This window comes from Vibrio sp. T20 (assembly GCF_007858795.1).
GTDB lineage: Bacteria > Pseudomonadota > Gammaproteobacteria > Enterobacterales > Vibrionaceae > Vibrio > Vibrio satsumensis.
Genome location: NZ_VFEB01000005.1, coordinates 11,868 through 27,194, shown reverse-complemented (window position 1 = coordinate 27,194; position 15,327 = coordinate 11,868). Strand labels below are relative to the sequence as shown.

The window sequence follows — 15,327 nt, the reverse complement described above, 5'->3', positions numbered from 1 at the left end:
TGAGATTTGTGCCATTAACGAACTATAAATCGTAGTTGCTGAACAATGGTTACGGTAAGTCAATCGTTACCGGAAACACATCGCAAACACGACTAAAATTTTCGCAGTGGGCTAGTATAGGCACACGAGCCGCAATAGCAAGGTTTACAGCAATGGATTATTGTAAAGAGGCGTAAAATAATGCTACTGATTCACCTCCTTAAACTAAAAAATTAGTTGCATAAAACTCACTCAAAAATGCGTCAGATCTCAGTTATTTTTGGGATAAAAAACTATAGTAATAGTAACAAATAAAAAAAGAAGGAGGTTCGTATGATCAAGGTTGAAGATATGATGACTCGCAACCCTCATACTCTATTGCGCTCACACTCACTGGCCGATGCTAAGCACATGATGGAAGCACTTGATATCCGCCATATTCCGGTCGTTGATTCCGACAGAAAGCTGCTTGGTGTGGTGACTCAGCGAGATGTTCTCGCAGCTCAAGAATCCAGCCTACAAAATATCCCACAAGCTCAATCTTTTACTCTTGCCACCCCCCTCAACGACATCATGCACAAAAGTGTTATGTCTGTAGAACCTCGTGCAGGATTGAAAGAATCGGCTATCTATATGCAGAAACACAAAGTGGGCTGTTTACCTGTCGTAGAAAACCATGAACTAGTGGGGATTATTACAGACAGCGATTTCGTCACGATAGCGATCAATTTGTTAGAGCTACAAGAAGAAGTCGAGCCAGAAGAAGCGGAAGTAGAGTAACGCTCGGAAGCTATAGAAAGAGCCTCATAAAACTATGAGGCTCAAAGTTAAGTTATTTATGTTGTTATAAAGGACCAGATTCGCCGCTACAAATTGAGGCACGTCGAGCCTTCAGGTTGTGCTGCACTATCATTCGGATATCATCAATCGCTTCAGTTTCAACAATGTCACCATATTCGTCACCTAACTGAAGAGACAACCTCCACCCTGAAGCTGCTACACTTCTCTCTTTAAATGAATAAGTTGGGTTAAGGAGCTCTTTATTATCATGATAGCTAGTCATGATATTAGCGCTCATATGCTGTTTAAAACTGCTTTTAGATACAACACCGTTATTGGAAATATCTGAAAAACGTGTTGAATAGGGAATCAAATCTTCTTTAAGCCCTTCGCCATCATCAGTTAACATTCCTGGAATACGGCTACGCATGTAGTTATTACCACCATAAGTAAGAAGTGCGCGAGTTGCAGATTCACCCGATATGTCATAATTGATTGCAAGGTTAATCGAAATCCCGTCAATTTTATCGGAGTAATTCCCAGCAACTTCTAAACACATCACATCATCTTCGTTGCCAAGTATCGGGCCATGAAAAAGGTTCGTTTTAGGAAAGTGTTTCACGGTACTGAACTCTACAGTTAACCATTTATCAAAGCCAAAGTTACGAGAAAGCAGCTTTAACTTTGCGTTAAACGCTTCATCTGCAGTCAACATATCTCCGCTACCATCAGGAGCAGGGTAGTAAATGGTTTTCCCACCATGATTATCGATGTAACCAAAAACATGTTCCTTTAGGGAAATAACATCCGTCACTTTCTGGCCGAATGGCGTATACATCTTATCGTCAAAACGCTTTAATGCATCTAAGTAAGCGGTTGATCGCTGTCTATCTTGGAGCTTAAACACAAAGTTTTTATCAAAACCCTCAAGGCGATCATAAAACGACTCCTGCCATTTATACTCAAGTGCTTGTACAGCATAAAAAAGCCATTCTTTAAGGTTAGAGAACTCTGATTCAGCTCGAGATGTTTCAACGGTCAACGCACTGAAATTCAGCGGATTAGCATAAGAGCGTTCAGATTTAAGATGTTCATTTTGTTCTATTTGAGCAACCAAACGCTGAGCTTCTGCACTAAAGGCTACCAATCTATCGGCATCATCAACTAAATTAGAAAGCGACTTAGCCATATCAGCTTTAGCAGTTTCTAGCTCTAACGTTAGTTCCTTAATCCGACCTTCTGTAAAGACATCTAATTGTTCTGCTCGTAAGCCTTTGATTCTTGAACGCTCGAGCAAAGCCAACTTCTGAATATATAATTCAGCTTCAAGAGAGCTTCCCTTCAAAGCGCCTTGTAAGCTTTCAATAGCAGAAAATGTCGATGACAAGTCGGTGGAACCGATATCGTTCAAAAAGCGGCCTAAGATATCAAGAGAGCGCTTAACGTCTTCGGAAGACAGCACTAAATTCATATCCAAAGTCGACTTTCGGCTTTCATCAATTAAGCTTTTGAAAGGAATATCATTAAGACCCAACTTAACCGTAATCTCATCGATCGCATTGTTAACATCCTTATCTTGCTCAATACGTTCAATTTCTTTCGATATGTTTTTCAATACCTCACTATGAAGTCTATAGGCTCGTTCAACTTCGGTCTTTGTAGCTTGAACGCTTTTCAACTGGTAGCCGATTAAGCTTCCTTGACGTTGACTCTCGGTCTGTTCTTTACAAGGTCTAACATCCGAGTCGACCGAACATCCGAGTAAAGTAAACAATCTTGCCTTTAATCGGTCATTTTCTTGAGCGAAGTTTCGTGCAAATGAATCCAATTGGTAGTGGTAATCAACACGCTCTTTTTGAGCTTTATTCAATGAATACTCTAATGAGTGTGACATCCCACCTAACACTTTTTCCAAAGACTCGAATGAGCTGTTCCCAATATTATCTTGCGAGTTGTAATCTGGCATCAACAAAACAAAATCATCAGGCAGCCCTAAATAGTTAGCTCCACCTTCGAGCCAATTAGCTACAGATTTCAAATCAACAATGTTGCCTTTAAATTTATCAAGCTCAGAGGACAACATTATATGGGTATAGGAATCAGCGCCTAACAAACGACGTAGCTGCTTCTCTTGTAAAGAAACTCGCTCAAGCAGTGAGCTTGCTTCATATGCAAGCTTAGATTTTTGCTCTGCAGAGCTCGCCGATACTGCCTTTAATTTACTGAGTTGTAATTGCTGAGACAATAACTCATTCATTAATTGATAAGCTAATAAAGCATCTTTATAACCTGTAATTAAAAGGTCTTCTTGATATACCGGTAATGACTGTCCTTTGTCATTTAGATATCGAGCACTTTTTACATCACGAAATGGCTGCGCATTAGCAAATGTTTGAGGGTGGTTTTCGATCAACTTCCAATAGCCATCAAAAGCATTTAATAGAATATCGAAAGATTGTTGACGGTATTTTTCTACAGTTGAGGTACTCGCTTGCTCAATCCACTGTATTCTAGCTTGGTCAGTAGAACGATTAGCCAAAATAAAATCGGCTGTAGCGCGATCATAATAAATATCAAAAAGTACCGCTTCTAAATCTTCCATGTCGGAAATTTCGACAACGAGGTTTTCAATAGTTTCAACTGCATCGTCAGCTTGACGTTTTTCTGCAACACCCCATAAAGAATCGAAGGGTACTCCTTCTCTAACTGCAGATAGTGCAACGATAATCTCGCCACTTTTTGGATCGAGAGTAAACATACGTTCCAAATAACGAAAAGCTGTTAAGTCCTTATTTTCAATACTTTGGGCATACTGAGGATACAATTTCGATAAAGTTTCTTCGATGACTGCATGCTGATTAGAAAGTTGAGGTAGGGTTGACCAACAAGGTTCACCTTCAATAAATTCCTGATAACAATTTCGCTCTAAATTTACCTCATCGAACAAATCGTTCCCGTTTTTATCACCTGAAGCATTAGCCATTCCTGACAATAAAAAGAAGGGTGCAACAAGCCCTACCAAACGTTGTTTAGTATCATTCATAATTATTCTTTTGATTTTATTTTTGACTAATTAGTAAATAACATCATCGTCATTTACTTTACCTAGCTAACAATAAAAGTTATTTATTATTAGCTAGGCTTACTATCCATACAGAGAATGCAACATCAACTTTTATAAAACACAATTATCATTAACTTAATTAGGCTCACATTTCCTAGCAAATAGAGTGACAAAAAGGATAATAAAATCGAAGGTTAAATAGATAATGAAAAAGTCGCCCCCGAAATATACAATTAGAAATGATGTTTTGTTCAATTATTCGTAAAAATAAAAGAGCGGCTTACATAGCCGCTCAAAGGTAGATTTTTATCTATTCGTACACTGAGATTTTAAAGCAACTCAGAAACCACATCTGCTAATTGATGGAAGGTTTCACGACGTGACGAGCTTGGACGCCAAACAAGGCCTATATCTCGATACGCTTGCTGACCTGGGGGATCAATCACCACTAGGTTTTGATTTTCCAACAAGCCGTGATCAATCGCCATTTGCGGAATAAAGGTGGTTCCTAAACCATTAGCTACCATTTGCACTAATGTATGAAGACTCGTCGCTGTAAACGGGTTTATCTTCTCTTTATCTGTTAGCTTACAGGCTGATACTGCGTGCTCGGTTAAACAGTGTTCATTTTCCAATAAGAATACAGACTCGTCTGGTAGGTCATCATATTTAATCGGGACACGAATACCATCGGCTTGAGTTCGACTGATCACCATTCTGAATGGATCTTGCCCGACAACTTTGCTTTCCATGTTGTCGATATCGACGGGCAAGGCCAAAATCAGTACATCTAACTCACCATGACGTAGTGCAGCCAACAGATTGGTTGTCGTGTCTTCACGTAACAGTAAATTCAACTGTGGAAAGCGTTGGTTCGCTTCTTGTACCAAATCGCACAAAAGGAACGGTGCAATGGTAGGAATACACCCTACTCGCAGCTGCCCTTGCATCGCATCTCCGTTACATAGGTTACCGAGTTCGACAAGATCTTGCCCTTTCGCCAATAGCTCTCGTCCATGCTTGACCACCAGCTCACCCGCTTGCGTGAAGACCAATGGACTCTTTTTATCTTTCTTCTCATAAAGAGGGCAACCGATAAGCTCTTCTAGGTTTTGAATACCTTTACTTAGAGTAGACTGGCTAACGAAACAGCGATCAGCTGCGTCGCTAAAGTGGCGTGTTTCGTGAAGAGTAACAAGATAGTGAAGTTGCTTAAGACTTGGCCATTTATTCATGAAATTACTTTGTAATATGAGTAGGATAAGTTACACGAAGGTCATAAGACCTGAGAAAAGGACAAAGAATAAGCTTATCGCTTTTTTCGATTAACTTAATCTATTTAATTCGCTTTTTTCTATAGTACCGATTGTACTATAGTTTGTCGCGTAGAAACGGAGCCCAAACAAAGATGTGTTGGGCCAACTAATTTTTTAGGAGATTCCAAAATGGTACTAGTAGGTCGTCAAGCCCCTGACTTTACTGCAGCAGCTGTTCTAGGTAACGGTGAGATCGTTGATAACTTCAACTTCGCAGAATTCACTAAAGGTAAGAAAGCTGTAGTTTTCTTCTACCCACTAGACTTCACTTTCGTTTGTCCTTCAGAGCTAATCGCTTTCGACAACCGTCTTGAAGATTTCCAAGCTAAAGGCGTTGAAGTAATCGGTGTTTCTATCGATTCTCAATTCTCTCACAACGCATGGCGTAACACTGCTATCGCTGATGGCGGTATCGGTCAAGTTAAATACCCTCTAGTTGCTGACGTTAAGCACGAGATCTGCAAAGCATACGATGTTGAGCACCCAGAAGCAGGCGTTGCTTTCCGTGGTTCTTTCCTAATCGATGCTGACGGTCTTGTACGTCACCAAGTAGTTAACGACCTTCCACTAGGTCGTAACATCGACGAAATGCTACGCATGGTAGACGCACTAAACTTCCACGAGAAGAACGGTGAAGTTTGTCCTGCACAATGGGAAGAAGGTAAATCAGGTATGGACGCATCTCCAAAAGGTGTTGCAGCATTCCTATCTGAGCACGCTGACGACCTAAGCAAGTAATTACCTCTTAAGCCCGAACTCAACGCGGGTTAATGGTTGGAAGACTCTCTATAAAGAGAAATAAAGCATAAGCTAATAGCGCAAAGCGCACCGCCAATCAGTTAAGAAGTAAAGTCTTATTCAAAGCCCGAAGTTCACGCTTCGGGCTTTTTGCATCTATTGCTTCAATAATGATTTATTCCTCGCTCATATCCACTATGAATAGAGGTAACCGCAAAGCCAAACTTTACCTCTATTTTCCTCTATCTCTACCTATTCAGAATCATCCCAAGATTGCTATGATTTCATCAGTATCTTTTTAAACGGATAAACATGATGAACATCGAAATTGAAGTCTGTATCGATAACTTAGAATCTCTACACAACGCGCTGTCTGGCGGCGCAAATCGCATTGAACTTTGCTCCTCACTAGCACTTGGCGGGTTAACTCCTAGCTTCGGTATGATGAAACAAGCGGCAAGAGTTTCGTCCGTTCCTGTCTACGCTATGATACGACCAAGACAAGGCGACTTCATTTTCGATGATGACGATATGCTCTGTATGCTTGAAGATATTGAAGCTTGTGCGAGTGCAGGATTGAATGGGGTCGTACTTGGCGTGTTAGCGCCTAATGGAAGTATTGATATGCCAAAAATGCAGCAACTGGCTGACAAAGCGCACTCATTAAAGCTTGGGATTACGTTTCACAGAGCCATTGATCAAAGCTCTGATTACCAAACAACCTTAGAACAGGTCATCGCACTTGGATGTGAAAGGATCCTGACATCAGGGCTTGCTGTTAATGCTGAGCAAGGCATCAATATCTTGGCAGAGATGGTTAAACAGGCCGATAGTCGAGTCGACATCATGGCAGGGGCTGGCGTCAACGCAACGAATGCGAAAATGATTCATAGCACCACCCAAGTACCTGCACTTCATCTTTCAGGTAAATCGACAAGACCGAGCCTAATGGAAAGCAACTCAAGTGCTCAAATGGGCAGTGATGATATTGATGATTATCAGATCCCCGTGACTGATGCGAATAAGATATCCGATGTAAGAGCTGCCCTTACCGCTTTAGGACAATAGTCGCTACCAAAAATCGAAAAGAACCACGCTGACTAATCTAACTGACTGACGTATATTAGATTTAATAACGCAGTAAACCTTTCATGGACAGATATGGCTAAAGACTTATTCAGCTCTCTCGATTTAAACTTGTTACGTACCTTTCTGATTGTTTATCAAGAAAAAAACACCAGAAAGGCGGCAGAACGTTTATTCGTTTCTCAGCCAGCAGTTAGCCAAGCCCTACAGAAGCTAAGATACCACTTCAATGATGACCTTTTCGTTAAAGTTCATGGAGGTTTGCAGCCTACCGCTTTCTCAGAACAGCTCACTAATCAAATCAAACCGTTCATGGACGGTCTATCTATCGCGATTAATGCATCGAACGCTTTTGACCCGAAAGAGATTGACTACACGTTGAAAATAGCCCTATCTCCAGTGGTACTTTCTTGTCTGTCCGGCTCACTTTTTAAAGATATAAGAGCACAAGCACCAAACGCTAAACTAAAGCTTGTTCCATGGTCAAACTCGTCTGTCTCAGATATACAAAAAGATGAGGTTTTGATGGGAGTAAGCTATTTAGGAGAAAAGACAAGTAAAGAAGTCTATACAAGGCAGCTCATTGAATTAACAGGACGTATATTTGTTAGGCAAGATCACCCTTTAAAGCAAGATACCGTAACTCCATATGATATGGCAGGGTACGATATCGCTTCATTAGTCACACCAGGTTGGAATGACAATTTTAGCTTAGCGTCTCAGATTCTAACCGACCTTTCCATCGAGCATAGTATAGGTTTCCGCAGCGAATTGGTCATGGCTCTAATCGATGTCATTCAACATACTGATATGTACATGCCCCATTCCAACCTATTCCCAGTAGAGAATTATCCGAACCTACGTGGAATTGACGTTTTAGTTCAGGGACATGTACATACAAAGCCAATCTATAGCTATATACACATTAAAAATCGAAACTCGCCTTTGACAAATTGGCTTTCAAAACTCATTAAACAAGTTTTATCAGAACAGCTTCAAAAGTAAGCTCAGTTACAAGGTATATATTGAACCCTAGTCTTCTGGACGCCAACTCAATGCACTCGCGATAGTACCAATAACTAGCGTATCTTTCTCATCATCATTAAGTTCAGGCATCATCTGTAAAGTTAGCATTCCATTCGTCTGAGCGGCTGCTACCTCTTGTGAAACTTGTTTAAAGCTATACCCTAAAGGTTTTTCAACTGACATCAAAAGGTCTTTGCTTGAGTGGACAGTTTCTACATCATATTTACTCGACCCAACTCGTATGTAGCCAGCTTCTTTCTTCTCTAAACTAACTTTAATCATCCCAGATTGAGGCTCTAAGACGAACTCTCCTACTTTCTCATTTCTTTGGGTTACAGAGCAGCGATAAGGCTTATTGCCACCGAAATCAACACCCATATAGTTAACTGAAGTCCCACCGCCAGAACAAATTAAGTTCCACACCTGACCATTGTCGTTTCTAGTGATCTCAGCTGCAAGCTCTCCGTCTTTAAAAGAGACAGTATCAAACCATGTTGAACTTGATGAGTTTCGACTGTATTTGCCTTGATACATACCTGCAATATCAAACGTTCCTTCTTGTCCCAATCCCCAGAAGTCACCATCTGTTTTAATAATAAGTTGCGGTTGCTTACTAACCACTTCTGATTTGTCCATGATGGCAACGCTGCCGCACGCTGTTAACGTGAAAAGAGGGGACAAAACTAAAAGAAACTTTTTCATACTGATATCTACCTGAAAAATAAATGTGGAGGATAAATTCAGCAAGAGAATAAATTAAAGATTAATCGGAATATAGTAAACACTAATGAGCCACATCGACATTATCGTCATTTTCATCATTACATCGAAACAAATACACTAAATAACATAAGGTTAAGTAGACGTTTATCTATCAAACTCGTTTTGTAAGGCTACGTAAGACAAAGCACTCGCTAAATAACGATAACAACCATTGATAAGTACACGTTATTACAGAGATAACCAATGCGAATTAGCCTGCTCTTTCAAAGTCCATATAATGATTACCGTTATCCAGTTAATTCTCTGGGTTCATTCATGGATCGACCTAATGCTAAGGAGAGCAAAATTTACTTCGGTGGTACCATGAAACTAAAAACACTTCTTCTAACTTCGGCTTTATTCTCAACCTCTGCATTTTCAAGTGGTCTTCATTTATCCCCTGAACTAAAAATTGGTTCTTATCATGGCTTCGGGTTACAGGCGGGGGTTACTGATGTGGCAAATTTAGGTGCCGTTTACCTAAGTTATTCTCACCTTTGGTATGACAGCGATCGATATGATGAAACTGTCGATGCATATCGTGTTGGTATCCAAAATATGTTTGGAAGAAACCAAAACCACGGCTTTCAGGCTGAGATAGGTGTGGCAAGTTATGATGGTACAAAAACACGCTCAGGCGAAGTAGAAGAAAAGACAACACACGGGTTAAGCCTAGGCGGTGCCTACGTTTACCAAGCGACACCAATGCTTGGACTGCGTGCTGGTGTTGATATGAATATTTTTGATCACAATAAAACCTTTGTGCCTTACGACACGACGATCAATTTCAATCTTGGTGCAATTCTTAGCTTTTAAAGAGTCCCCTACTTCAGTGCGTCATCTAGGCTTTGATCGCCTAAATGGCGTACATCTTTCCCTTTCACAAAGTAAATAATGTATTCACAGATATTCTGGCAACGATCCCCCACTCGCTCAATCGCACGAGCCGACCACATCACCTGTAAAATATTTGGGATGTTATTAGGGTCTTCCATCATATAAGTCATTAACTGACGAATGACAGCCTCGTATTCCGCATCCAACTTATCATCAAGCTTGTGAACTTCTGCCGCCGCATCGACATCCATACGAGCAAAAGCATCTAATACTTGGTGAAGCATGGTGATAGCCTGACGGCAAAGAGGCTCTAACGAAACATGGAACTTTTGTTCTTTGGTCGAAGGGATCTCTATCGCACCTTGAGCGATTTTAGAGGCAACATCGCCAATACGTTCTAGATCGGTAATCGTTTTGATGATCGCCATAATCAGACGCAAATCTTTCGCTGTCGGCTGACGCTTTGCAATGATTCGAGTACACGCCTCATCAATCGACACTTCCATCGCATTCACTTTATGGTCGTCACGAATCACTTTTTTAGCCAATTCAACATCGTCTTTATGAAGCGCCTGCATTGCAAACGAGAGTTGTTGCTCCACTAACCCGCCCATGGTCAATACATGAGTACGGATCGACTCTAACTCGACATTGAATTGCCCTGAAATGTGGCGACCGAAATGCATACCTGCTCCTTGAAAGAAATGAAGAAAGCCATTTTTATAGAGTGACTTAGCTCTAGATGACACCTCTGTAGAGGTTAGCCATATCTACCAGTAATGTAGTCTTCCGTCTGATTTTTCAATGGAGACGTAAAAATTGAGTCCGTATCTGAGTACTCGATCAATTTTCCCATATGAATAAAGGCAGTATGATCACTCACACGCGCGGCTTGTTGCATGTTGTGGGTGACAATCACCACTGTGTATTGTGTTTTGAGATCGTTGATCAGCTCTTCAATCGTCAAAGTAGAAATCGGATCGAGTGCAGATGTCGGTTCGTCCAACAAGAGTACTTCAGGCTCAATCGCGACCGCACGAGCAATAACCAAACGCTGCTGTTGGCCGCCAGATAAGCCAAAGGCGTTCTCATGCAGTCGATCTTTCACTTCATCCCATAGCGCTGCAGCACGAAGAGAGCGCTCAACCGCATCATCAAGGTCTCGGCTGTTGCTAACACCTTGCAGCCTCAAACCATAAACCACATTCTCATAGATAGATTTAGGGAAAGGGTTCGGGCGCTGGAATACCATACCAACACGACGCCGTAAGGTCGCAACATCCACCTCAGGGTGATAGATATTCTTGCCATGAAGCTTCACTTTCCCAGAAACCTTACACCCTTCAACTAAGTCATTCATGCGATTAATGCAGCGCAGCAAGGTCGATTTACCACACCCTGATGGGCCAATAAAAGCCGTCACTTGCCCCTTTGGAATTTGCATTGAAATATCATCGAGTGCTTGGCTCTCTTTATAATAAAGATTTAGCCCCTCAATTGAGATAGCAACTTGCTCATCCTTCAGGTTATGAACATCTAGTGGTGCTTGGTAACCCAAGGTTTCATTAATCGAGAACATTTAATCTTGTCCTAAGGTTCGGTATTTTTCACGCAAGTTATTACGGATATTGATGGCTGTTAAATTCAATCCAACAATCACCGTAACCAATAAAAATGAAGTGGCATACACTAAAGGTCGTGCCGCTTCAATATTAGAGGTTTGAAACCCAACATCATAGATATGAAAGCCTAAATGCATGAACTTTCTGTCTAAATGTAGATATGGAAACTGACCATCTACTGGCAAGCTTGAAGCTAATTTCACAACACCCACCAGCATTAGTGGAGCCACTTCCCCTGCGGCTCTCGCGATTGCCAAAATTAAACCCGTGATAATCGCAGGACTTGCCATCGGTAAAACAATACGCCAAAGCGTCTCAAATTGAGTCGCACCAAGGGCTAATGAACCGTGCCTCACAGAGCTAGGAATCCGCGTTAGGCCCTCTTCGGTGGTTACGATAACTACTGGAAGCGTCAATACCGCTAAGGTTAGAGCAGACCATAATAGGCCTGGGGTACCAAATGTCGGAGCAGGTAATCGCTCAGCATAAAACAGCGTGTCAATCGAGCCACCAATGGTATATACAAAAAAGCCTAAACCAAAAACACCGTATACAATCGACGGAACACCCGCCAAGTTAATTACGGCAATACGAATCAAGCGCGTCAGGGCGTTGTTTTTTGCATATTCATGAAGATATATTGCAGCAACTACGCCAAGAGGCATCACTACGATCGACATAAGAATAACCAACAATACAGTGCCGAAAATCGCAGGAAACACACCGCCTTCAGAGTTTGAGTCTCGTGGGTTCTCTGATAAGAATTTCCAAACTTGTTTACCCCAATGCCCTACCTTCTCAGGGTAAGACATCTTGTTGGGATACCAATAATCTAGAATATGACTGAGTGGTATTTCAACCTTTTCGCCCGTCATATCCTCCACAAGTAAACTTTCTACATTGAGCTGTGTTCTGAGATGCTCAAGCTTTACTTCTGCTTCATCTAACTGACGGCTTAATTCCAGTTTAGTTTGAGTATAGGTTTTAAGGTATTCATCACTCACTGACTCATTGAGTTCAAGCTTACGCCTTTCTAAACGCAAGTTTTCTAATTGCCAGCTGATATTACGGATTTCTTGACTTACAACACGTGATGTTTCTTCGCGTAACGTATCAGCGAATGCCAAGCCTTGTTCGAGCTTTTGGTCAATGTTCGAATCGAATGTACCAGAAGCGGTCTTAAAGCCCACCGGCTTACCAAAGAAATAACCACCACGACTTCGTTCAATCACTGCCCACTCAGACGGAGTGGTTGGTTCACGTAAGTTAACATCCAGAATCGAAACAAAGTCCGCAGAGTACAGTTCTCTGTTGGCGACTTTAATGCTTAAGCGCTGTATTAGCCCTGTCGACAAATTTTGAGGCGACAGAAGGTCATGGACTTGTGGAACTTGCTCTATCGGAATGTACTTTCGTTCATATAACTGACCAATCAATAAATCTTGTTTTGATACGGTTTCGTCAAGGTCGACCACTAACGATAAGTCTTTGGAATCAACTTGCCATTGGTATAAAGGAGCTGGCCAAAAATAGGTTAGGCCCTTCCAGCCAATCAACAGCATGAGACCAAGGACAGAAAGCATACTGATGCTCACCGCCCCACCCGTTAGCCATATCCACGGAGAGCCCGATCTAAACCAAAATATTAATGACTTAAATTTATTCATCACGATCTACCTTACTCTTGACGAGCGGGCTCAAGGAACAGAAAATGCCACGAGATAGGCTAGTCAAACAGCTAACAGTCATTGATGCATATTGAAGTAAATCTTTAAAACTACAGCGCACGATATTTATCTCTCAGTCTTTGTCTAACCCACTCTGCAACTGAGTTCACCGCAAACGTGAAAATAAACAGCAACAATGCTGCTAAGAACAATAAGCGGAAGTGAGAACCGCCAACTTCTGATTCAGGCAGTTCAACTGCAATCGTTGCTGATAGCGTTCTCATCCCTTCCAAAATATTCCAATCGAGAATAGGTGTGTTACCTGTAGCCATCAAGACGATCATTGTTTCGCCAACCGCTCGTCCTAACCCCATCATGATGGCTGAAAAGATACCCGGACTAGCCGTCAATAACACTACATAAATAAGGGTTTGCCACGCTGTTGCGCCCAACGCCAATGAACCATCTGATAAGTGTTTAGGTACAGAGAAAATAGCGTCTTCGGCGATAGTGAAGATTGTCGGGATAACCGCAAAGCCCATAGCAAAACCAACCACCAGCGCATTGCGCTGGTCAAAATCGATGCCATAATTAGCCAAAAAAGTACGAATGTCACCACCAAACAACAAGGCTTCGATGCTGTTTCCACCAGCAAACACAGCGCCCACCGTAATCATCAATACCGGTATCAATATTAAAGCATGCCAGCCATTAGAGAAGCGACTCGTCACCATTTTAGGTAAGCAGTACCAAACAAGCCCCGTAAATAATGTGCTTAGTGGTAATAAAACCATTAATGAGAAGACTGCAGTTAAATGCGTTTCAACAATTGGAGCAAACCAAAGCCCGGCCAAAAATCCGATGATCACGGTCGGAAGTGCTTCCATCAGCTCTATCGAAGGCTTAACCACTCTTCGCATTCGTGGAGACATGAAGTAGGCAGTGTAAATGGCTCCGAGCACAGCAACCGGCACGGCAAACATCATCGCAAACAGAGCGGCCTTAATGGTACCGAACGTGATAGGTACTAAACTGAATTTCTCTTCAAAGTCATCGTTCGCCGACGTTGATTGCCAAACGTATTGTGGCTCAGGGTAACTTTCGTACCAGACCTTTTGCCAAAGTGATGAGAATGATATTTGTGGGTATTCATTGTCGACTTTAGCCACACTGATAGTGCCATCAATCAACGTCGCCAGATGCAGTTCATTGGCAGACATAGCGGCTAATTGTGGTGACTTATCAAACGCTCGTTCAAACAACGACAGCTTTTCACTGGTTGTATAATGGCTTTGTAATGTGCCGTTTTTATAGAAGCTGTAAAAACCCTTTCTATAAGTATCGGGCAGGATAAATTGCACTTGTTCGGCAAGTTGGAAATCTCGAATATGGGTCAGACTACGCTTTTCATCTTTGAGTACATCGAACCACTGAGAAACCTGTCCGTCCTCATGCGTGACCAACAACGAGTATGCCCCAGACAGTAAATCGATGCTTTTTACGGAATGCTTCGCATCGTTTAAGCTAAGGTCAATCACTTCACGAACACCAAAGCCGTTATCTGATAGTTTTAAAACAACCAAATCCGATTGTGCTCGGAGATATAAAGTTTGCCCATCAGGTGTGACGAGCAGTTGCTGCTGCAAGCCCAATTTATCCGACAGCCATTGGCTCTGCTGAAAAACATACTGACCAGTAAGGTCGCTCTGATACCACTTAACCAAGACTCGCTGGTCACTTAACTGAGCAGCAACCGTAATACCGCGTCCATTTTTTGAGAACGCAAATTTGTCGATCGTTGCCCCGTTTGAGGATTCATCATTTAAAAACGGTTCAGGAAGATCGATTTGCTCAATTTTAGGTTCGGCTTCGCTGCCCTTTTTCAGCACAGGCGCACTATACTCAGGATAGAAAAGAGTAAGGTTGCTGGCGCTGTCGGCAAAAGCAAACCAGTTTTCAGATGGGGTATTTCGAGAAAAGGCGACTGGGTTGGCTACAACATTACGCTCAAAGTAAGAGTGTGTATTTTGGGCCTCTAAATCCCAAAACTGTACCAAACCGGATTTTTCGATAGTAAATGCATGCTGACCATATTCGTCAACTGATAAGACGATAGGCTTTTCTACGGCAACGGTCTTCACGGCTTGGTCAGTATCTAAACCAGTGTCAGAAAACACAGGTAAAATGACCATCGCCAAGTAAACAAAGATCAATACCAGAGCAGCGAGAACACTGACCGCACCACATGTCACCGAAAAACGGACGAGACGATCTTTCAACCATCTTTTTTTGTCGCGCTCTTTCAATGAAAATTGGGCTGAAGCCATCTGTTTATCTACCTTTTTTTAGCTACTGACATAATATGTACCTTAGATGACAATTATATTACAAGTTACGTTAAACAACTGAAACTAATAACAAGTTTGTTAGCCATATTTCTTAAAGTAAGA

12 protein-coding genes are annotated in these 15,327 nt (G+C 41.8%); 5 read left to right on the top strand and 7 right to left on the bottom strand.

Going from position 1 to position 15,327, the window contains the following annotated elements:
• Positions 1-312: 312 nt before the first annotated feature.
• On the top strand, positions 313-759 hold the full coding sequence (locus FTW16_RS00175; protein WP_017070674.1) for a CBS domain-containing protein: 447 nt from the start codon (positions 313-315) through the stop codon (positions 757-759).
• Positions 760-823: 64 nt separating this feature from the next.
• On the opposite strand, the gene FTW16_RS00170 is transcribed toward FTW16_RS00175, so the two are convergent.
• Together FTW16_RS00170 and FTW16_RS00165 are read right to left on the bottom strand one after the other, a co-directional pair.
• On the bottom strand, positions 824-3,802 hold the full coding sequence (locus tag FTW16_RS00170; RefSeq protein WP_146489668.1) for a hypothetical protein: 2,979 nt from the start codon (positions 3,800-3,802) through the stop codon (positions 824-826).
• 350 nt (positions 3,803-4,152) lie between these two features.
• Positions 4,153-5,058, bottom strand: coding sequence for a hydrogen peroxide-inducible genes activator (locus tag FTW16_RS00165; protein ID WP_146489667.1), 906 nt, complete (start codon positions 5,056-5,058; stop codon positions 4,153-4,155).
• A 210-nt stretch (positions 5,059-5,268) separates the two neighbouring features.
• Between FTW16_RS00165 and FTW16_RS00160 the strand changes: the two genes are divergently transcribed.
• The 3 genes from FTW16_RS00160 to FTW16_RS00150 all read left to right on the top strand — a co-directional run bounded on the left by FTW16_RS00160 (position 5,269) and on the right by FTW16_RS00150 (position 7,968).
• Positions 5,269-5,877 carry a peroxiredoxin C gene (locus FTW16_RS00160; protein ID WP_004740353.1) on the top strand — a complete coding sequence of 203 codons (609 nt, stop codon included), beginning with the start codon at positions 5,269-5,271 and terminating at the stop codon, positions 5,875-5,877.
• Between the two features lie 315 nt (positions 5,878-6,192).
• Positions 6,193-6,945 (top strand): copper homeostasis protein CutC, encoded by a 753-nt coding sequence (locus FTW16_RS00155; protein WP_146489705.1) that lies wholly within the window; start codon positions 6,193-6,195, stop codon positions 6,943-6,945.
• 93 nt (positions 6,946-7,038) lie between these two features.
• Positions 7,039-7,968 (top strand): LysR family transcriptional regulator, encoded by a 930-nt coding sequence (locus tag FTW16_RS00150; protein WP_146489666.1) that lies wholly within the window; start codon positions 7,039-7,041, stop codon positions 7,966-7,968.
• Positions 7,969-7,995: 27 nt separating this feature from the next.
• Here FTW16_RS00150 and FTW16_RS00145 read toward each other — a convergent pair whose 3' ends face one another.
• On the bottom strand, positions 7,996-8,691 hold the full coding sequence (locus FTW16_RS00145) for a hypothetical protein (protein WP_146489665.1): 696 nt from the start codon (positions 8,689-8,691) through the stop codon (positions 7,996-7,998).
• Positions 8,692-9,075: 384 nt separating this feature from the next.
• Between FTW16_RS00145 and FTW16_RS00140 the strand changes: the two genes are divergently transcribed.
• The gene (locus FTW16_RS00140) at positions 9,076-9,567 is read left to right on the top strand and encodes a hypothetical protein (protein ID WP_146489704.1); all 492 of its coding nucleotides are present in this window, start codon (positions 9,076-9,078) and stop codon (positions 9,565-9,567) included.
• An 8-nt stretch (positions 9,568-9,575) separates the two neighbouring features.
• Here FTW16_RS00140 and phoU read toward each other — a convergent pair whose 3' ends face one another.
• The 4 genes from phoU to FTW16_RS00120 form a co-directional block, all read right to left on the bottom strand.
• On the bottom strand, positions 9,576-10,274 hold the full coding sequence (gene phoU, locus FTW16_RS00135; protein ID WP_146489664.1) for a phosphate signaling complex protein PhoU: 699 nt from the start codon (positions 10,272-10,274) through the stop codon (positions 9,576-9,578).
• 74 nt (positions 10,275-10,348) lie between these two features.
• Entirely contained in the window at positions 10,349-11,167 is an 819-nt protein-coding gene (pstB, locus tag FTW16_RS00130; RefSeq protein ID WP_146489663.1) for a phosphate ABC transporter ATP-binding protein PstB, read from the bottom strand.
• A complete protein-coding gene (pstA, locus tag FTW16_RS00125) occupies positions 11,168-12,877 on the bottom strand; it encodes a phosphate ABC transporter permease PstA (RefSeq protein WP_146489662.1) in 1,710 nt (569 codons plus the stop codon).
• A 110-nt stretch (positions 12,878-12,987) separates the two neighbouring features.
• A complete protein-coding gene (locus tag FTW16_RS00120) occupies positions 12,988-15,204 on the bottom strand; it encodes an ABC transporter permease subunit (RefSeq protein ID WP_146489661.1) in 2,217 nt (738 codons plus the stop codon).
• Positions 15,205-15,327 lie beyond the last annotated feature (123 nt).

Bases quoted from the DNA above. Each gene is read 5' to 3' on its own strand.
- FTW16_RS00150 (WP_146489666.1), top strand. From the start codon at position 7,039: ATGGCTAAAGACTTATTCAGCTCTCTCGATTTAAACTTGTTACGTACC.
- FTW16_RS00170 (WP_146489668.1), bottom strand. From the start codon at position 3,802: ATGAATGATACTAAACAACGTTTGGTAGGGCTTGTTGCACCCTTCTTT.
- phoU (WP_146489664.1), bottom strand. From the start codon at position 10,274: ATGCATTTCGGTCGCCACATTTCAGGGCAATTCAATGTCGAGTTAGAG.
- FTW16_RS00145 (WP_146489665.1), bottom strand. From the start codon at position 8,691: ATGAAAAAGTTTCTTTTAGTTTTGTCCCCTCTTTTCACGTTAACAGCG.
- FTW16_RS00160 (WP_004740353.1), top strand. From the start codon at position 5,269: ATGGTACTAGTAGGTCGTCAAGCCCCTGACTTTACTGCAGCAGCTGTT.
- FTW16_RS00120 (WP_146489661.1), bottom strand. From the start codon at position 15,204: ATGGCTTCAGCCCAATTTTCATTGAAAGAGCGCGACAAAAAAAGATGG.
- FTW16_RS00140 (WP_146489704.1), top strand. From the start codon at position 9,076: ATGAAACTAAAAACACTTCTTCTAACTTCGGCTTTATTCTCAACCTCT.
- FTW16_RS00155 (WP_146489705.1), top strand. From the start codon at position 6,193: ATGAACATCGAAATTGAAGTCTGTATCGATAACTTAGAATCTCTACAC.
- FTW16_RS00165 (WP_146489667.1), bottom strand. From the start codon at position 5,058: ATGAATAAATGGCCAAGTCTTAAGCAACTTCACTATCTTGTTACTCTT.
- FTW16_RS00175 (WP_017070674.1), top strand. From the start codon at position 313: ATGATCAAGGTTGAAGATATGATGACTCGCAACCCTCATACTCTATTG.
- pstB (WP_146489663.1), bottom strand. From the start codon at position 11,167: ATGTTCTCGATTAATGAAACCTTGGGTTACCAAGCACCACTAGATGTT.
- pstA (WP_146489662.1), bottom strand. From the start codon at position 12,877: ATGAATAAATTTAAGTCATTAATATTTTGGTTTAGATCGGGCTCTCCG.